Source organism: Vibrio sp. 1F255 (genome assembly GCF_041439145.1).
GTDB classification, from domain to species: Bacteria; Pseudomonadota; Gammaproteobacteria; order Enterobacterales; family Vibrionaceae; genus Vibrio; species Vibrio crassostreae_C.
Genome location: NZ_JBGONQ010000046.1, coordinates 1 through 19,473, shown reverse-complemented (window position 1 = coordinate 19,473; position 19,473 = coordinate 1). Strand labels below are relative to the sequence as shown.

Annotated in this window: 17 protein-coding genes and 1 pseudogene; 1 reads left to right on the top strand and 17 read right to left on the bottom strand. The window is 45.6% G+C overall.

Annotated features, from left to right (window positions below; genetic code table 11):
- Window positions 1-124 precede the first annotated feature (124 nt).
- From ACED41_RS19880 to phhA, 17 genes and pseudogenes are all read right to left on the bottom strand, one after another.
- Window positions 125-607, bottom strand: coding sequence for a hypothetical protein (locus ACED41_RS19880; RefSeq protein WP_371725531.1), 483 nt, complete (start codon window positions 605-607; stop codon window positions 125-127).
- Between the two features lie 292 nt (window positions 608-899).
- A complete protein-coding gene (locus ACED41_RS19875; RefSeq protein ID WP_371725527.1) occupies window positions 900-3,668 on the bottom strand; it encodes a M16 family metallopeptidase in 2,769 nt (922 codons plus the stop codon).
- 239 nt (window positions 3,669-3,907) lie between these two features.
- Window positions 3,908-4,756, bottom strand: a complete 849-nt coding sequence (locus ACED41_RS19870; protein ID WP_017066907.1) for a LytTR family DNA-binding domain-containing protein — start codon at window positions 4,754-4,756, stop codon at window positions 3,908-3,910.
- A gap of 72 nt (window positions 4,757-4,828) precedes the next feature.
- Entirely contained in the window at window positions 4,829-5,863 is a 1,035-nt protein-coding gene (locus ACED41_RS19865; RefSeq protein ID WP_371725526.1) for a sensor histidine kinase, read from the bottom strand.
- Window positions 5,863-7,155, bottom strand: a complete 1,293-nt coding sequence (locus ACED41_RS19860; protein WP_371725525.1) for a hypothetical protein — start codon at window positions 7,153-7,155, stop codon at window positions 5,863-5,865. The genes ACED41_RS19865 and ACED41_RS19860 overlap by 1 nt, the downstream gene beginning before the upstream one ends.
- Before the next feature lie 9 nt (window positions 7,156-7,164).
- Window positions 7,165-7,947 carry an outer membrane lipoprotein-sorting protein gene (locus ACED41_RS19855; RefSeq protein ID WP_371725524.1) on the bottom strand — a complete coding sequence of 261 codons (783 nt, stop codon included), beginning with the start codon at window positions 7,945-7,947 and terminating at the stop codon, window positions 7,165-7,167.
- Window positions 7,940-9,238, bottom strand: coding sequence for an ABC transporter permease (locus tag ACED41_RS19850; RefSeq protein ID WP_371725523.1), 1,299 nt, complete (start codon window positions 9,236-9,238; stop codon window positions 7,940-7,942). Before ACED41_RS19850 ends, ACED41_RS19855 begins: the two co-directional genes overlap by 8 nt.
- Window positions 9,226-9,924: an ABC transporter ATP-binding protein gene (locus ACED41_RS19845; protein WP_017067011.1), complete on the bottom strand. Its 699-nt coding sequence runs from the start codon at window positions 9,922-9,924 to the stop codon at window positions 9,226-9,228. The genes ACED41_RS19850 and ACED41_RS19845 overlap by 13 nt, the downstream gene beginning before the upstream one ends.
- A gap of 46 nt (window positions 9,925-9,970) precedes the next feature.
- A complete protein-coding gene (locus tag ACED41_RS19840) occupies window positions 9,971-10,651 on the bottom strand; it encodes a hypothetical protein (RefSeq protein WP_017065104.1) in 681 nt (226 codons plus the stop codon).
- Window positions 10,652-11,111: 460 nt separating this feature from the next.
- Window positions 11,112-11,987 (bottom strand): NAD(P)-dependent oxidoreductase, encoded by an 876-nt coding sequence (locus ACED41_RS19835; RefSeq protein WP_017070192.1) that lies wholly within the window; start codon window positions 11,985-11,987, stop codon window positions 11,112-11,114.
- 12 nt (window positions 11,988-11,999) lie between these two features.
- A pseudogene (locus tag ACED41_RS19830) lies at window positions 12,000-12,164 on the bottom strand (LysR family transcriptional regulator); the annotation flags it as partial.
- Window positions 12,165-12,351: 187 nt separating this feature from the next.
- Window positions 12,352-13,068 (bottom strand): YebC/PmpR family DNA-binding transcriptional regulator, encoded by a 717-nt coding sequence (locus ACED41_RS19825; protein ID WP_010432326.1) that lies wholly within the window; start codon window positions 13,066-13,068, stop codon window positions 12,352-12,354.
- 96 nt (window positions 13,069-13,164) lie between these two features.
- Complete coding sequence (locus ACED41_RS19820) at window positions 13,165-13,374, bottom strand: DUF3283 family protein (protein WP_004732615.1); 210 nt, start codon at window positions 13,372-13,374, stop codon at window positions 13,165-13,167.
- A gap of 165 nt (window positions 13,375-13,539) precedes the next feature.
- Window positions 13,540-14,295, bottom strand: a complete 756-nt coding sequence (locus tag ACED41_RS19815; protein ID WP_102285515.1) for a hypothetical protein — start codon at window positions 14,293-14,295, stop codon at window positions 13,540-13,542.
- Window positions 14,296-14,461: 166 nt separating this feature from the next.
- Window positions 14,462-15,562 (bottom strand): Fic family protein, encoded by a 1,101-nt coding sequence (locus ACED41_RS19810; RefSeq protein WP_371725522.1) that lies wholly within the window; start codon window positions 15,560-15,562, stop codon window positions 14,462-14,464.
- Between the two features lie 141 nt (window positions 15,563-15,703).
- Window positions 15,704-16,042, bottom strand: a complete 339-nt coding sequence (locus ACED41_RS19805; RefSeq protein WP_371725521.1) for a 4a-hydroxytetrahydrobiopterin dehydratase — start codon at window positions 16,040-16,042, stop codon at window positions 15,704-15,706.
- The gene (phhA, locus tag ACED41_RS19800) at window positions 16,032-16,826 is read right to left on the bottom strand and encodes a phenylalanine 4-monooxygenase (protein WP_017065113.1); all 795 of its coding nucleotides are present in this window, start codon (window positions 16,824-16,826) and stop codon (window positions 16,032-16,034) included. The genes ACED41_RS19805 and phhA overlap by 11 nt, the downstream gene beginning before the upstream one ends.
- Window positions 16,827-17,025: 199 nt before the next feature.
- On the opposite strand from phhA, the gene ACED41_RS19795 reads away from it, so the two are divergent.
- Window positions 17,026-19,095, top strand: a complete 2,070-nt coding sequence (locus tag ACED41_RS19795) for an acetoacetate--CoA ligase (RefSeq protein WP_371725520.1) — start codon at window positions 17,026-17,028, stop codon at window positions 19,093-19,095.
- Window positions 19,096-19,473 lie beyond the last annotated feature (378 nt).

Here is a 19,473-nt window from a genome sequence, read left to right as displayed (position 1 = left end):
CGACCAGAACAAGCTGATTGAAAGATAGTGATGCTAAAGCTGATGTCGCTATGCTTGTTTTGATTAACTGGCGAGTTCAACGGGCACAAGTGACCATCGATACGACCAATTTAGGGTCAAACGATTAGCTAAGAAGTTCTCGGAAATGCGAGTATTGGATGTTGCCCTCTTTCCACCCAGCAAGCCGGGAGGACGGAGAACTCACAATGCTGGTCCAGTGCTGCTTGGAATCCAACAATGGTGTGTTGAAAAGCAGAGAAGCCAGTAATGAAGGGGGAGAGAAGTCGATCAGTAGGTGATAAGCAGGCTCAAGATCGGCCACGCTTTCTTGCTCATTACTGAGCATACGTCTGAAGTTTGCTGCTTGAAGGCTTGATTCGGTGTCGTGATAGTTAGAACTGTCACCAGAAGGCACGGTGCCAAACTGAGCTTTGTTGCACTCGAAGTAGCTCGACGGGTTATCCGTAGCGGCTTGTTTACACTGTTTTATCGAGGAAGATTGCTCATTCTGTGAAGATTGCTCTTGAGCCGAGTATATTTGAAATGGCTTAGAAGGAAACGAATAGCCGTTAGAATTCACTAAGCCAAAGCTCAGTAAAAACAACATTAAGACTAATCGGGTACCCAGTTTAAGCAATCTAATATCCAAACAACATTCTCGTAGATCGTCAATCTACAATACAAATGAAACGCTGTCTTGATTTAAAACATTTTTTTAGAAAATGATACGATGCAACCGATTAAGCGATCTCAAAATTTAGATTTACATAGATCTAAAACGGCTTAACAACAGGTGAGGCATAGACGTTATGAATGGTGGGAAAACAAGAAAGCCAAGCGGTGCTCGCTTGGCTTTGAGTTGTCTCTTTCTGTTGGTTTCAAGCTTTAGGCTTTAGGCTTTAGGCTTTAGGACGCATGATGTTCTTAACCTTACGGCTATTTTCACCAAAGATGCGTTGGACAAGTTGATTCATGTCTTCCGCAGTAATCGACCTCGCCACTCGCTCAACTTGAGACAAAGCTTCGATATCGTAACCATGAAGTAAATAACGAGACAGGTACCATGCTTGGTCAATAGAGCTCATCTCGAGAGGCGTGAAGTCCGCTTCAAACTGTTTCACGACTGCGTGCATTTCCTTTTCAGAGACGCCTTGTAAAAGGTCTGCAATCACTTTATCGATCGCCACTTCGACTTGGTCAACGTTCTCCGGCGCTACCATCGCCCCGATAACCCACTCACCACTCAGCTCACTATCTGCGGATGCTGAATACGCATATGGCGAGTAATCTAAGCTCAACTCTTCACGAATATAGGTATCTAAACGAGTCGCCAGCAAGCGCTGCAGCAAGTCTTCCATGAAAACATCTTTTGCCGACATTTTAACTTCAACGCTAGGCTCAGAGATAACTCGTAGGATGTACTCTGCACTATTCACATTGTTGATCGCTAAATCAATGCGTGATTCAGATGGCTGCTTGTAAGCCACCTTAAATTCAGGAACCTCAGCTTTTTCTAATGGAATCGAAGCCAAGTATTGCTCAACCAAAGGCTTTAATTCACTTGGGTCGATGTCACCCACGATCACCAATTGGTTATGCCTCATTTGACCAAACAATTGCTGATGAAGATTAGCGACGTCTTCCACAGAAACCGCTTCAACACGTTCTTTATCAACAAAGAGGTGGCCACTGTCTTGACGATAGATATTCTGGTTTCTTGCGCGCTCAAACTGACCGACAGGGCTGCTCAAGAAAGATTCTTGACCTTGTACAAACTCCTGTTTCACTGCCTCTAACTGCTCGGGAACAATTTTAGGCGCAGTTATGAAGGTATAAAGCGCAGCAAACGTATCTTTAAGTCCGTCTTTATTGATATTAAATTCAATACCATGACGAGTATTACCAATGAAAGAATCGGCGCTAATATTTTCACGATCAAAGTACGCTAAAAGCTCAGAGCCCGTAAACTCACCGACACCACTTCGAGCGAAGGTAGGTAACGCAACCTCAACAGCTGGGTACAAGCTCGGATCCAAAGCGGCTTTTCCGCCGAGGCTCATGTACATCACCCCAACATCATCACCTGCCTCATAATCACGCAGGTACCACATGTCGATGCCATTGCTTAACGTCCACTTTTGGATGTATGGGTCAATAGACATTTGTTCAGCAAGTACAACCTCGCCTTGCGAGCTAGGTACAGCAAAAGCGCTGGCTGTTCCAATCGCAAGCGGCGCAACTCCCGCCTCGCTATACGTGGCTTTTAAACTATCGAGAGAGTTGATGATCGCGGTTCTGTCTTCATTGTCATCCATCCCAATAACAATAAAGTAATCATCAGAAAGTAGATTCTTGATGTTGTCGTTAATCACTTCAAGGCTCAAGTTAGCGATGAAAGCTTCCAAGCTTGCTTGATAATCTTTCTGTGATTGGACTATTCGATCATTGACTAACGCACTCACTTTGTAGTTCGCGTGTTCAACACTGTCCATTTTATCCCAGTTATGCTCGATGTTATCCAGCAAGTCTTGGTAGTAGTACAGTTCGCCAGCAATATCCGTTTCCGAAACACCAAAATCACGCAATGATGCCAATGTAGAAAGCAGATCTTGTTGGATAACTTCACGGTCTCCAGCCGGAAACCCAACACTTATTGACGAATAGTAAAAAGCGCCCATTCGATAACTATCAGATGCAATCCATTGAGTCGGGAACGCGGCATCATTGAACACCGCTTCTAATCGTCGTTGAATCAATTGCTGAGCGGTTTCATCTAACCTGCGTTGATTCTGCTGAGCATGATTTTCAACTATATTTGAACCGCGGTTAAACGTCAGAGTGATGCTTGGCGCTTCTCTTCCTGCGTACTCAACATAATCATCTTCATTGAATGAGGTCGTTTTCTGTTTCTCTGGTCTCGGCGTATCGCCACGCTCCCAGCTAGAAAACTTTTCTTCAATAAGTGGAATCACAGTTTTGATGTCCACATCACCAGAAACGACCAGCTCAACTATTTGAGGTTGATACCAAGTCTGATAAAAGTTGGTGATGCCTTGAGGAGTAGCATTCACGATCGACGATTTAGTCCCTAATGCATCTTGCGATTGGTACGGGCCGCCTTCAACGAAGTAATCATAATATATATCTCCGAATGACTTATCATCGAGGCGAGCCATACGGAACTCACCAAGAACCACGCCTTTTTCTTTTTCGACTTCTGAACTTGATAGATCCAGGCCATCACCAATGTCACGCATCCACGTCAAAGCAGACTGCAATTGGATGTTATCTGGCAAATCTAACTGGTAGACCGTCTCTTCATAAGAAGTGTAGGCATTAATATCAGCACCAAAGCTAGCGCCTGCGTCTTCGAATAGACGAATCACATCGTTCTGAGAGAAATTCTTACTGCCATTGAATGCCATGTGTTCCAAAAAGTGCGCGTAGCCTTCTTGTTGAGAAGTCTCTTGAATCGAACCGGCGTGCACGACTAAACGAACAGATACGGATTCTTCATGATCTGGATAAACATGATAAGTAAGGCCATTTTCTAGTTGGCCTGAAGTCCATGCCGGATCCGGCTGGATTGGCGTTTCGGTAGTTTTTGATGTTGAGCTACAGCCAACTAAGGTGAGGCATAGAGCCGTCGCTAAATAATATGTTTTCATAACAACCTCTTAATGTCATTCATCGACAATATACAGATTGAGCTAACGATTATTATTTAATATTGAACCTGATGAGTATCTTTGTGATCTGGATCTTTATTTTATAAATCACCAATCGTTATGTAAGATCGCTGTGCTCATTTAAATAGGCATTTAGATAAGAGCCTATTAAATCGATTTTAGACTCGCTAACTACATCTATTTAAAATCAATAAGCTACATAAATTTCAGCCAGTTCTCTACATACCCTTAAACAACGCTTGTGAGGCGCGGCTGATGGGTAGCTTTTCCCCTGACACATACGCCGACATCTGACCTGAGAGCCCTTTCTTCACCTTATCAATGGCGGAAACTTTCACTACCACTGAACGGTGGATTTGCCAAAACTCATCAGGATTGAGTTGCGCTATCAACTCTTTTAGTGACACGCGAAGAATATACTCCTCTAGCGATCCCCCTTGACCCTTCTTAAATATAGACACGTACTTGTCTTCTGCTTTGAAGTAAGCGACATCATCGACGGCGATTAGGTGAATGTCTTCCCCTACACTGGCTTTGAGCCATGTGAGATACTTTTTCTCCGATAGATAAGGAGGCTGCGTTTGCTGTGACGTCGACTGGGATAGTTGTTGAAGCTGAGCCATTAACGCCGTGATATCGGGCTGTTCTGGCGTGGTACCTGTTTGTGTTTGATTGCTCGACAGACGCGCTTGCACTTTCTGACATGTGGCCAGTAAACGCTCTTCATTGATTGGCTTAAGCAGGTAGTCCATCGCATTGTGATCAAAAGCTTTGACCGCGTATTCGTCATAAGCCGTGATAAACACAATCAATGGCGGTGAATCTAACTTGTTGAGTTGTTTCGCCAGAGAGATACCATCCAGTTCCGGCATACGAATATCGAGAAAAGCCACGTCGGGCTTAAGCTGCTGAATACTCTCCATCGCCTCCAAACCGTTTTGTGCTTTACTGACGATTTCTAACTCCGGCCAAACCTCAGCAAGGCTCTTGTCTAAGTGGTGCCTTAACAGTGCTTCATCGTCTGCGATTATCGCCGTTACGCTCGGCTGTACTGTTGGGTTGTTCATGGTTAGTCCTTTAAATTCACACTGTAAATCGTCTATTTTGCGTCACTGTTCGGTGTTTTCTGATCTGTAATTCTAGGCGGCTGCCTCAGTCAACGGTAACAAGATCGTCGAGACTACCCCGCCTTCAGCGTGTTCAGTAATCGTTAGGCTCGCCTTATCACCATACAGGGTTTCGATTCTTTGACGAATATTGCTTAACCCAACACCGTGACCCGTATTCGCAGAAGGCGTTTTCAACCCAGCGCCATTATCAGCCACTTCAATTTTTAGCTGCTGTGCTTGTTGAGTAATACGAATATTCACTTGGCCACCAGCGGCTTTGGGCTCGATGCCGTGCGTGAGTGCATTCTCGACCAAAGGTTGAATCAAGAACGGTGGAATCACCTGCAAATCGCTAATCTCGTGTGTTTCAATCGAGAACGTTAAGCGCTCACCCAAGCGTATCTTTTGGATATTAAGATAAGCGTCTAACAAGTCGACCTCTTGTGCGATGGTCGATTGTTCAGTGCGGCTGTTTTTCAGAGTTACACGCAATAAGTCAGTCAGTTTTTCGAGCATCAACTTGGCTTTCGCGCTGTCACTCTCAATCAATACATTGATGGTCGCAAGCGTGTTGAACAAGAAGTGCGGTTCAATTTGGCTTTGCAGTTGTTTAAGCTGGCTTAGCACCACCACCTTTTCTTGGTCGGCCTGACGACGCTTGGCCACTTCCAATTCGTTATCGGCACGTAACTGCTGCTCCCGAGTATAGAAATAGTAATAGCAAACCGAACAGAAGATCACACCGAGCAAGACTACAGATTTAAGGTCCGAGATATTAGCCCCGAAATACCCGTTCAACCAATAGTGTGCGTTCAAGGTACCAAAGGTCATCGCGATCACCATTGAGATACCCACCTCAAGCGTTCGAGATGTCCTCTTAAACAACTTCACCAAGATGAAAGAAGAACCCACGGCGCTGTAGCCAAAGCCAAAACTGATTGCCAGGTTAACCGTTAATCCGCCTCCCCAAATCGTATTGGTTGTAATTGCAATAAGAACGCAAAATAGCGTAGTGAACGCGAAGCTTTTAATCCATGAAAAGCGACTGTTTGAAGAAGTGTCCATTAAAATCGTCCTTTGATATTTAAAAGAATCATATGACTATCCGGTAAGTTGGCGTAAGCAGAATCACTTTTACCGCCTAGAAAGCGTGCAGCAAGTTCCAATTCCAACGATGAATCGCCATTATCGAAAGCCTGATAATTGAGCCACTGCGTAGCAATAAAGCCACCGTCTTGTGGAGACAGCATGACATCAAATGTTGGCGTGATATCTTCAAGCCAGCCATGTGTCGAGTCCAAAGACCAGTGAAACATGAGGTTGTGTTGAACCAAATTGGCGTGTTGATAGCCTTGAGCGTAAGAGCCCGCCAACGATGTTGTCATGGGATTAAGAGACAAAGATTCCGCATTCTCTAAAGCGCTTTGCCACTCAGAGTCACTCCAAGCGCGGCTATCAAACCAGTATTCCAGTACCACATTGTGGCCCGTCTCGTTGCCCCATATCAGTCCGAGTAAGGCTTGGTAAGCCTCGCCCTGCTCTTCTAGATAAACCGGTTTATGCAGTGAGTTAGGCTGGCTGTAACCCAAACTTTGTCGCTGATAAACCATCGAACCGTGAAACTCCCACGCGAGATTTAATACCGACACCAAGCTCGCTCCAAGCAAGCCGTGGCGTACATCGTCGTAATAAGCGATCCATTGATATTCGTGGTCGCCAACCAGATTGTAACGACGTATCCCAAAGCCTTGTTGCTGATTCTGCTTTTCGAATTCATTTACGTCTTGGGAAGTCCATGACGAATCGCTGTAAAGCAGTGTCCATTCGCCCGTCATATCGAACAGTGACGCCGAGGCAACACCTGCGCCCTCTTCTGCGACAATGCCCACTGGGTTTTGTCGATAAGGTTTGATGATGTCTAACGGTCGATAGCCATAGCCCACGCCCCAATCCAAACGAACCTTGCCAAGCGTGACATCAAGATAGTGGTCACCGAACGCTGAATTAGACAGTTCAACACCACCTTGCCAAAACAGCTCGCGCACAATGAATTCCGATTCAAAGCTCGCGTCTTGGTCTTGAGGAGTATTAGTCAAAATATCATTGGCTTTCACGGCAAACAGGCCAAGCCAATTGCCATATCCAACCTCAAGATCCAAAAAACCATTGAGTGACTGGCGATTGTCAGATACGAAAGGGTTAAATGGCGACTCTCTCGATTCAACGGCCTCAGCACTCAATTGCCAGTCCCAGGCTAGGTTCAGATCGTCCGCTTGAGTCGTATTACTCATACAAGGCAGCACAAGGAAAGTAACGATTAAAGGCTTGATGTGGAATCGACGACTAGAAGCTTTCATGGCACCCACCTAAAGCCCAGACACGCTATTACGTGATAAGTAAGCAGGGTTGTAGTATTTGTCCGCTAAAGCTTGTTCGCTTACCTCGCGGTACTCAATCACGGTTTTCTTACTTGGTTGAATCTTATCGAGCAAAGTCATCGAAACTACACTTGGCAAGCCATCTCGCACGCCTTCAGTAAACCAAGCTTGCTTGGCCAGTTTTCCAGAACGCAGATACAGATCCGCTTTAACAGGAAACGCTCGGTCTGCCGTTAACCACAGATCAATCGATTGATAGCTGGCACCCTTGGTTTTCGCCGTTAGCTTTAGATGATAAGTATCGAGTGTCTCGCCAGTCGACCTCTCAACCTGTTGCTCGGCAACCCACTTACCTTGGTAATCTTCGCTCCAAGTGAGCGTCGAAATGTCCCCTACCGAAGCTTCACCCAAGAGTTTCTGCATTGGTGTGATTCGGATAGGTCGGCGCGATTTCGGCATCAGTAACCAATAGTTGTCCTCTATCATCAGCATCTTTTGACCCGCCTCGACCGCCGACTTGAACACGACCAGCGACTCTCGGTTTGGTCTTGTGTAGACGTTGTATTCGCGGGTTTTGTCTAGTTGCTCGTCTTGATATAGCGCGACCAGAGAAACCACTTTAGACGCCTGTTCGCTGTTCAAGCGATAGCTATCCGCCTTGGCGATCATCTCTGTGACTTGTTGTGAATCGACTGCCCAGCTTGGCGTCGATGCTAGAACCAAAACCAATACAGAACCTAAAACAGTGAGTGAACGAGTAAATTTACACATAAACCAGCGCCTCCGTGATTGGCTTGTTCACGCCTTTGCGAGCAGAGAAATAAGCAGCTAGCAAACATATCGTCAGCACACCTAAAGTGGCGTAACCAACCAATTCTAATGAGAAGTAAATGTTGAGTGGGTAACCTTCGGTTCGACCCGGAGGTGGTGGCATTTGTATATCAACCACCAGCAATAACACCGACACCAAACCACTCACTAGCGCGCCTATCGCACTGCCAATCACCGCCAGCAATCCCGCCTCTTTTAAAAAGCCCGCCACGATTTCAGAAGGGTAACTACCCAGTGCCGATAAGGTGCCAATTTCACGAGTGCGTTCGGTCACCGACATGGTCATGGTGTTAAACAGCGACACGAACACCACCAACGCCATCACTGCGCCCATGATGCCGAAGATCCGGTCGTAAAGATCTTTAACCTTGGTGTAGAAAAACGCACGATCTTGCCATGGGGTGATCTCGATCTCTGTACCTTGTTCGCTTTGGCTCGCGCTATTTCGATCTAAAGCAGTTTGGATACGCTGTTGAACGGTCGAGGTCTTGTTGGTTTCAAAAAGAAAGACCGACAAGGTGCTGACTTTATCTGACGCTAAAAGCTCTTGGGCAGTGGTGATGTGTACGTATAACTGACGCTTATCCAGCTCAGGCACTCCTGTCGAGTAAATACCCTGCACCTTAAAATCAAAAGCGTTCAATGCGCCGTCACTGGTGGTGGCGAGCAGTGTCACCCAATCATCAACCGCAACTTTGAGGTTGCGAGCAAGGTCGGTTCCCAGCATCACTTGTGGCTCTTGGCTGTCGTATCTGGGAGATTTCACATCAGAGAGAGTTTGACCGCTGCGCACGTCAAGGAAAGGTCCTTTCATGTCGAACTCGCGCTCATTAACGCCTGTTCCCATAAAGATGCTCGACTTGCTTCCGTTAGACACCAAACCACTAAAATAGACTCGCGGCTGCACCCCACGCACATTGCTGTCGCCAATAATGCTCTTGGTTAGGGCTTGAACATTGTCTAGACCATTGCTCAGCGGCATGTCTTCATCTTGATCAAAATATCCCGGCGTACTCAAAGTAAGATGACCAGTATCGCGCGCGGTCGATTCACGCAGAGATTCATAGGTATAAAGCCCATAACCTCCAGCCGAGGTCAGCGCAAATACGGCAATTGCGATGATCAATACCGAAAGCAGACTACGGCGACCGTTTCTCAATAAATTAAGCCACGCCAAACGCACCGAGGTAGGAAGCAAAAAAGTGCTCATTCTTTGTGTTAACTTGCCCATGAGATTGCCTCCATTGCTGTGGCTTGTAGTGCCAGTTGACCATCGATAAGTTCAATGACTCGGTCACAACGCTGCGCCATTCTTGGGTCATGCGTTGCGACAATAAAGGTGGTGCCCATTTCGTGGCCGAGCTCTTTCATAATGTCGATCACAAGGTTGGCGGTGTGACTGTCTAAGCTAGCGGTCGGCTCATCGGCAATGACTAAGCTTGGGTTGTGGATTAGCGCTCTGGCTATCGCGACACGTTGCTGCTGGCCGCCTGAAAGATTGTCTGGGCGATGATGTACATATTCGCCTAGCCCAACACGCTCCAACATCTCTTGTGCTCTGGTCTGCTGCTCTTGTTTCGAACATTGGTTCAACATCAATGGGTAGGCCACGTTCTCAAGTGCCGTCATCACTGGAACCAGATTGAAGCGCTGAAATACAAAACCCAACGACTGACGGCGAAAGCGTGCAGCGGCGATTTGCTCTGTCGGATACGGTTGGCCATCAATATTGATCTGCCCTCGATAGCTCATATCCAACAAACCAAGAATATTCAAAAGTGTGCTTTTCCCTGAACCCGACGGGCCACACAACGCCACCATTTCACCGCGCTGGATATGGCCATCGACCCCGTTTAATGCATCAACACGTTGACCGCCTGTGACATATGCTTTGCCGATATCTTTAAATTCAATCATCCCGTTTTCCTCTGATTACTAACCAACTGTTTAGCTTCCATGCCCTTTATTTCGCTTTCGCTATTAGGGCCTTCGCAGTCATCGTTTCGATGTTGTCGGCATCGGCCGTTTCCATTTGCTCTAGCCACGCTTGTGCTTGCGTTAGGTCTTCAGCACGAATCGATGCCTCAATCGCATAACGGTAAATCCACGATGTCACAGCGAAATGCTGTTGCTGGAAAGCATCTTCAGCCAATAGCGAGAGGAACAGGTCATAACCACGATCGAAATGATTAAACATGTCTGGCAGAGAGGTGTAAGTAACGGCGGCCATTGCGCGAGTTAGGTAAGAATCTGGCAGCCCTTGAACACGGGGTTGTTCATGAATTGGTTGGTCTTCGTCTTTCAGCAGCACCAGTGATTTATCAATGGTTGATAAGCCTCTCTCCACATACTTCATCTTGTTCCAAGGTAAGAACGCATCACGCCCCATCAGGGTTTCTGTGCTTCCTAAATAAACTAAAGTCAGTGGCGTAGCGCCGTCTTGTTGCAGCGTGTCATTAAGGCGTTCATAAGCCACCTCAACCAAGTCTTCATTGCCTTGCGCCGCTTGGTTGTAGATATCGAGCACGTCTGAACTCGGGTTCGCTAAAGCTAACGACGGTGCAAACGAAACAAGAGCAATCAGCAATGAACGCTTAAGCACAGAAGTTGTAGAGCCTGAATTAAATGAGTGTGAAGTAGTCATGATTTCTAATCCCTTTCAAATGTTGACGTTGAAAGGTTAACTAGAATTTGTCGTGCAGTTTTACCAATGCGACGAATGGTAATTATAAGGAGTGAATGGTTGAGAGGCGGTGTGAGTGGGGTCTCAACCTTATAGGAACTAGACGAACACTATTCGCATAATTAGCCATAGTTACCTCCCCCTCTAACTCCCCCTCAATCTGGGTTCATCAATATCTCTAGATCTTTAGCAGAGGGGGAGAACTTTCTTTAGCACTGAACATATATCGACACTTTTAACGATCGATGTTCTATTCCTCCCCTCTCCACGATCAGCAAGGGATCTACATATGAATCAAGGGGAGGCTAGGAGGGGATTTATTTTGGATTAACGCACTCGGCAGAGCTCAAACCAAAAAAATAGCCGCTAATCCGCGGCTATTTTTAGTTATCTAAACGAAGTTCCTATTACTTCGATCTTTCTACTTCTTTGTCTCTTCAACCACGGCTTTCATCAATACTGATGTATCCATGCGGCCTTGTCCTTCGGCAGACAGTGCCTTGTAGGCGTTGTTGGTCTTTTCAGTCAGTGGAAGCTGGATGCCTTGGCGCTCAGCTTCATCTAGACAGAAACCTAAGTCTTTGATCATCCAATCAATAGCGAAGCCGAAATCGAACTTATCTTGTGCCATTGTGGTAGCGCGGTTTTCCATCTGCCATGAACCAGCTGCGCCGTTTTTAAGACAATCAACCAGAGTTGGAATATCCAAACCTGATTTTTCAGCAAGCACTAAGCCTTCAGATAAGCCATTCAACACTCCTGCAATGCAGATCTGGTTAACCATTTTCGCGCGTTGGCCTTGGCCGACTTTACCCATAAGAACTGACGACTTACCGTAAGCTTCGAACACAGGTTGAAGGTCGTTGAAAAGCGCTTGTTCGCCACCACACATGATGGTTAGCACGCCATTTTCTGCGCCCGCTTGGCCACCAGATACAGGTGCATCCATAAAGCGAATACCGGCTTGCTTCGCTGCCACTTCAAGCTCTTCAGACAGAACTGCAGACGTTGTAGTGTGATCGACAAGAATCGCGTTTGGCTTCATCGCTGCCAATGCGCCTGTTTCGCTGGTTGTCATGCTGCGTACGTCGTCATCGTTGCCCACACAAACCAATACCACGTCAGCTTCCGCTACACATTCAGCCACAGATTCTGCCGCTTTACCTTGGTGTTTATCAGCCCAGTCTAGCGCTTTACTGTGAGTGCGGTTAAATACCGTTACTTCAAAACCGGCTTTGACTAGATGGCCTGCCATTGGGAAACCCATAACGCCTAGCCCGATAAAACTTACTTTCATTTCTTTCTCCTTTTATTTGACCAAACCATCGCTATGAAAAGATCGAACACTCTCAATCAGTGCATCAATAAGCAGGGTCAAAGCCTTTGGCTGATATTTTCTTTCTTTGTACACTAAATACGCTTGGCGATCACCCCGATGATACTCAGGGAGTACTTAAATCAGATTCATGTCGGGATAAGACGAACAATATAATGAAGTTCAGCGATAAATCGCGACCAGAGAACGCTTTGTCAGCCGTACATTATGGAACGATGATCAAGGAAAATCAGGTATAACGTTCATAAAAAAACCGAGCACTAGGCTCGGTTTTTTGTATTCTACATTTACTCACAAGAGCAAAGCTATCAATTATAGATTGATATTACAGCTCAGCGTTGTGGTAAACCTGCTGAACGTCATCACAGTCGTCAAGCATGTCTAAGAACTTCTGGAACTTCTCAGAATCTTCTTCAGCTACTGGTGTAGTCGTTTGAGGAACGAAAGTGATTTCCTCAACGTCTAGCGTTAGCTCTGGGAACGCAGTGTTTAGTGCAGTCTTCGTTTTGAAGAACTCAGTCGTTGGAGCGAATACAGTGATTACACCGTCTTCTAGCTCAACGTCAGTCACGTCTACGTCTTCCATCATAAGCGTTTCTAGGATGATCTCGTCATCTTCGCCTTTGAACTGGAATACAGCTTGGTGAGCGAACATGTGAGAAACAGTACCTTCAACACCGATTTTCGCGCCAGTCTTAACGAAACATTGGCGAACGTCTTGGAAAGTACGGTTGCCGTTGTCAGTTAGACAGTCAACGATTACGCTTGTGCCACCTGGGCCAAAACCTTCGTAGCGAGCTGGTTGGAAGTCTTCACCGCCGCCGCCGTTCGCTTTATCGATCGCTTTTTCGATAACGTGTGCTGGTACTTGGTCTTTCTTCGCTTTAGCAATCAGGTGCTTAAGAGGTAGGTTCATGTCTGGGTCAGAGCTGCCGTTCTTAGCCAGTACGTAAATCTCTTTACCGTATTTAGAATAAACTTTAATTTTTGCGCCTGCAGTTTTCGCCATTGAGGCCTTGCGCACTTCAAAACTTCTTCCCATCGGGATCTTCTCTCTGATTCAATTAACGGTGCAAATTCTAGCAAATTACTGTGTCATTTCAATTCTACAGCACTGCTGGGCAAGGTTTGTCTGCGTTTATGCGACACCCATTACCCGTTTGTATTTTTCTACAGACTGATCAAACCAAGCCTTTTCTTCTGGGTCACCTAGCTTCATTGCTTCTTCAACAATGGCTTCAGGGCCACATTTCGCTTGCTTCAGTTTCCATACAAGAAACGATGCTTGCTTATCCAGTTCGATTTTATTTTTCTCGCTGGGTGGAAGGAGTGAAAGGTTGATAGACATTGCTAGCCTTCGTCTGTAATACACTTGGCCGAGAAATATATCATAGAGCAGCCTCATAAAACCAATACTATGAGTAGTAGAAAGGATTTATGAGACAAGAAACCAAGCAAGTCACTGATGCAGGTCAAGCTAGTTTGGGAAAGTGCGTTTAGTTAGAACACTCCATCAACTAGCTTGTTTAAGCTGTAGTGCTTTATTCACTTCAATTCGCGCTTTACGATATGAAACTTCAACCGACTCATGACAATCGTGTGCAAACATAAGCACTGAATATATTAAAGACAACTGTTTGTCGATGATTTTTAACGCAACGGCTTTACTAACTTCTGGCAATTTAAATGAGTTCCTTAAGTGTAAGTCGTTATAAATATAGTTACATTCATTCAAAGCTTGGGTGCACCCCATAAGGCTTGAATCTTTGTTAAGTGTATCGATTATATTATTACATGAGCGAGTAAATTGGACTGCCACATTAAGATCTAGACTCATCTCCCCGTTAAGTGACCGTGGAAACATCTTTTTATGTAGCTTACGAAGCAGTACGTCATCAAAATCATCTAGCTGCAAGATATCCACATATTTTTTAAATTCCTCTAGATGCTTGTAATGATTTGAGAACGTATTTTGTTGATTTGTTACCCTTATCTGCTCTTTCGTTTGTTCAGATCTGTGGTTAGCAGCCAACAATGCAATGATTGGTATAATTAGAGCCAAAATTCCAAGAGGAAAACGAAAGACTGAAACGAAATTATTAAAACCCGCTGCGGATAAATCCCAACGTAAGGGAGTATGTACCACTATCAAAAATGCACAAATAGAAGATGTAATTATAATCGCTAATGTAACAATCCAAACAATTGGAAGCGCTATAAAGCTTCTATGTGGATTAAACTGAACGTCTAGCAGTGACAAAAGTTTCACCTCAACCCCTTAGATTTTAAATTACTAAATATTCAATAATCATAATAACTTAGACAATGAAATGTAAAGCGTTTATAGCTTGGACTTTAATACATTATCAACAAAAAACCACCAACATTCAGTCTGAACATTGGCAGCTTTTAAGTATAGGAATAGGTGTATAGATCTACTTCGGCAATAGATAGCGGGTGCTTCGTCCGCCAGAACCAGATTTGACCAAGCAGCCATGTCCAATCAATGCGCTCAAATGACGTGTTGCGGTGGCACTACTCACCTTGGCTACTTTCTGATATTGGCTGGCATTGATACCTTTGGAAAAATCGCCATCGAGCATCCTATTCAGCACTTTTACTTGCTCTGTTGTAAGCTTCGTTTGGTCGATGCTTCGCCAATAGTTGGTCTTATAAACGGTTTGATCGACCTCAGCGAAAACCCCTGTAAACGTCTCGTCTAACGTATCTAAGAACCACATCAACCATTCGCTAATATCGAGTCCCCCTTTCTGGGTTCGCTCCAATATCTCGTAGTAATGCTTGCGGTTAGCGAGAATTCCCACCGACATCGCATAGAAGCGTACCGACTGCTGCTCGGCCTGTGCTAACGCCAAGTCGGTCAACAATCGAGTAATACGACCATTACCATCATCTAACGGGTGTAAGGTGATAAACCAAAGGTGAGTGATTGCGGCTCGCAATAGAGGATCGAGTGTGGCGTCGGTAAGTGAATCATTAAACCATGTGATAAACGCATCTAGCTCAGCATCAAGAATGTCTCGACTAGGCGCTTCAAAATGTACGGTCGGACGGTCAATTCTTCCCGATACCACTTGCATGGGAGTGTCACCTCTTAGCTGACCTCCGATTACAGGGTTAAACATGGTGTAGCCTTGAGGAAACAGTCTATCGTGCCAATGTAAGATCCTATCAAGCGCTAGTGGCTCTGTTAGGTTCTGCACCGCATCCAACATAATTTCAGCTAGGCCATCGGTTTGTTCTGTCGTTGGAAAAGGTCGATCTTCACTGACACCGAGTTTATTGGCTAAAGAAGACCGGACCGAGAAAGCATTAAGCTTTTCTCCCTCAATCGCACTGGAATGGACTATGTTCGCTAATAAGGTGTCGAGCATGATTTGGGATTGATCTGCCGACTGTGAGGTAATCTTGCCCAATAGAATGCCCTGATTAAGCCGTACTTCTCTTAACCTCACGCCTATTTTCTGATTATCCCAAACAAAGTTTGGCCAATTATCTTGCTGCCAAATCCACATATTACACCCCATGATGCGAAAGTATCACTTATTCAACTCATACTATGAGCTGTTTAAGGCAATTATTCAACTCACATTATGAGCCGAATAATGAGTTAATCGCATCACAGAGGTTGCAAGAGTAACTCCTAACCTACAAAACTATTCACTCACCGCGAACACATCGCAGCGTGAGGCGCAGATGAAGTCATTTTTGTGCAGGCCTTTGATTGAGTGGCTCCACCAAGTGACGGTGACTTTGCCCCACTCCAATAAGATCGAAGGATGGTGGAACTCTTCTTCTGCCAGTTCTGACACTATGTTGCTGAATGCCCATGCTTGCTTGTAGTTCTTAAACTTGAACACCTTCTCAAGCTGCGGGATGCCGTCTCTTTCGATGATCTGCCAGTCGGACAACTCCAACAGTAAAGATTGTTGTTCATCTTTACTTAGGGCAATCGCGTCGATACTGCAGGCTTCGCATTTTTGTTCATTCAACATGTGTTGGTTCCTTGGGTTCAAAAAGTGGTGGTAGTAACCCCGCATCGATGGCGAGATCAGCTTGCTGTAATAGGTTTTCCTGACTGATTTTAAAGAGCTCAGATAGCTCGTCGATCACGTAATATTTCGGCTGCATGATGTCGATACGATAAGGCGTTCTTAAAACCGTTTGCAGATCGAACCGCTCGCGAACGGCCAAATCCCCTCCCAACGCATACATAGTTTCCGCTGGAGACGAAAGAATGCCACCGCCATAGATTTTCAGTTGTTGGCCTTCTTTTACTAAACCGAACTCAACCGTAAACCAATACAAACGGGCAAGATAAGCGCGCTGTTTAGATGTGGCGGCTTGGCCTAGTTTTCCATAATGCTCAGTGAAAGCCGCGAAATCGGCATTAGTGAGCATGGCACAATGGCCGAAAATTTCATGAAAGAAATCAGGTTCTTGTAAGTAATCGAACTCGTCTCGCGTTCTCAGAAATGTCGCAACTGGGAATTTCTTATTGGCGAGCAAATCAAAGAATCGGTCGAAATCGATCAATGCAGGCACAGGCTGAACTTGCCAACCGGTTGTTTCCATTAGCACTTTATTTATCTCTGGCAGCTGGGGAACTCTGTCTAATGGTAGATCCAGCAAGGTCAAACCGTGCAAATAAGCATCGCATGCGCGGTCATTAATCACGTCCAGTTGCCTTTTCACTAAGTCGTGCCAAATAGCGTCTTCTTCGAGGCTCCACTCAACCCATCCCTCTTGGCTCACGGGCTTAGAATGATATTGAGTCATTACACTCCTCCTTTCGAATGTCTCACTTTAAGCCTATCTCCACTCCTTATAAGCGCCAATTTGCGCGATTTTTCGAAACAAGCGATCGTGTAACATTTTATTTACACAATTCCACCAAGCGCTTATTTTGCTGAACTTTTGACTTTGTAAAACCTAAATACCAGACTGAAAACGTTAACTTTTTGTTAAAGGTAAAGGAATGCACGAAAGCAATAAGCCCATTTGGCAGCCAAGCGAGCAGCGTATCGCCGATGCCAACTTAACCCGATTTATCGATAGCCTTGAACAGTCTGGGTTAAACCTAGATAGGGACGTAAAAAGCTACACCGAACTCCATCAATGGTCTGTGGAACATCCGGAATCATTTTGGCAAAACGTATGGCAGTTTTGTGGAGTAGTCGGCTCACAAGACTCTATTAACAAGGCAGAAAGCGAGACCATCAAAGCTCAAGGTGGGAGCCGCTGGCAGCAGCCTAAATCGAACCGTGATGCGGTTTGGTTTCCCAATGCACAAGTAAACTACGCCGAGAACTTGCTGCGTTTGGCACACACCATGCCTGATGAGCTTGCGATTTGGTTTGAGAATGAACGTGGCGAACAACAGAGTTATACATGGGAAACCCTGTGTGAAGCTGTCTCTAGTGTTCAGCAATGGCTTGTCGATAGCGGAGTGAAACAAGGTGATATAGTTGCTGCGTATACTCCCTATCTGCCACAAACCGTGATAGCCATGCTAGCCGCCACCAGCTTAGGCGCGATTTGGACATCGACCTCGCCTGATTTTGGAGTAGAGAGTGTGATTGAGCGATTCGGACAGGTGAAACCTAAGGTGCTGTTCACCTGTGACGGTTACACCTTCAATGGCAAAACGTTCGATATGGCGGGCAAGAACCGTGAAATCATCGAACACTTAAACGAATTAAAACAGGTGTGTGAGATCGGTTATTTGAAACCGAGTAATGACTTAGAGAAGAGCGATTTAGAGAAGAGCGATTTAGAGAAGAACGAATTAAAGAAAAACAAAGTTAAACATGATGTGTCACCCCAAAGTTGGCACAGCATCATTAATCACTATCAGACAAAACCTCTTCGATTTACTCGTGTCGGCTTCAATGAACCGTTGTTTGTACTCTACTCTTCCGGCACCACAGGCAAACCCAAATGTATAGTGCATTCTGTCGGTGGCACTACCATCAACCACCTAAAAGAGCATCAGCTTCATTGCGATATTAAACCAAGAGATCGCGTGTTCTACTACACCACTTGTGGTTGGATGATGTGGAACTGGCACGTATCTGCGCTCGCCAGCGGTGCTTGTTTGGTTATCTTTGATGGTAGCCCGGTTTACCCGCAACCTAACGTTCTATGGGATTTAGCGCAGCGTGCTGACGTATCGACATTTGGCACCTCAGCCAAGTACATAGAAGCGATTGAGAAAGCCGAACTCTCACCAATCGACAGCCACTCTCTGCCTCAATTAAGAACACTGTGCTCGACGGGTTCTGTGCTTTACCCAGAGCAGTTCGATTACGTTTACAAGCACATCAAGCAAGACCTGCATTTAGCGTCGATTTCTGGCGGCACGGATATTTGTGGCTGCTTTGTTTTGGGTAACCCAATCTCGCCTGTGTATCGCGGTGATTGCCAACAGGCCGGGCTCGGCGTCGACATCAAGGTGTTCAATTCGTCTGGTCAAAAGGTCGATCACGAACGTGGCGAATTAGTATGCACCAACTCCCTACCCAACTTCCCCGCTGGCTTTTGGAATGACACCGGAGAGCGCTATCACAGCACCTATTGGGATAGATTCGACAATGTGTGGCATCATGGTGATGAAGTCGCACAGAGCGAACATGGCGGCTACCTGTTCTACGGGCGAGGCGACACCACACTCAACCCCGGTGGCGTGCGAATTGGTACGGCCGAAATCTATCAGCAAGTGAACACCATTGACGGCATCATCGATTCGATAGCAGTCGGTAAAAACATCGACCGCAATGAACAGGTATGGCTGTTTGTTCAGCTGCAGCAAGGTGTGAGTTTAGATGAAAAGTTACTGACAGCCATCAAAAGCAAACTCAAATCCTCTTGTTCGCCAAGACACGTGCCAAGCCAGATATTTGCGATCAGCGACGTGCCAAAAACACGCTCTGGCAAACTGGTGGAGTTGGCAGTGAAACAGGTGATCAATGGCAAAAATGTAGAAAACCTCGGGGCTATCGCTAACGCCGAGGTTTTGGAAGAGATAAAGAGTGTTGTTTCGCTTTAGTGTTGAGCCTTAGAAAGTGGCTAACTATCTCCGATTTTCATTTGGCTGTCAGATAACACCTAGAGTAAAGGCAGCCGATTGAAAACCGAATCGAAGCCACTATTAAAGCTCATGAACCCTCTCATCAGTTTGGCTTCGTGCCTTTTCTAAAGCTCTTAATGCGATCTGCTCATCATATTTAAAACAAAAATAGAAAATTAATCATTTTATAGCCAGAGATAATATTCACTAAAGACGAATCATTCATACCAAAAAAGCCTCCACCGCTAGATTGTATCCAAGCTTATGGATATTTAATCGAATTGCAATAACTCCTATTTCCACCAGGGCAAGATTACGAAGCCCCTTGCCCTGCAAGGACTTGCGAAAGGTAAGCGT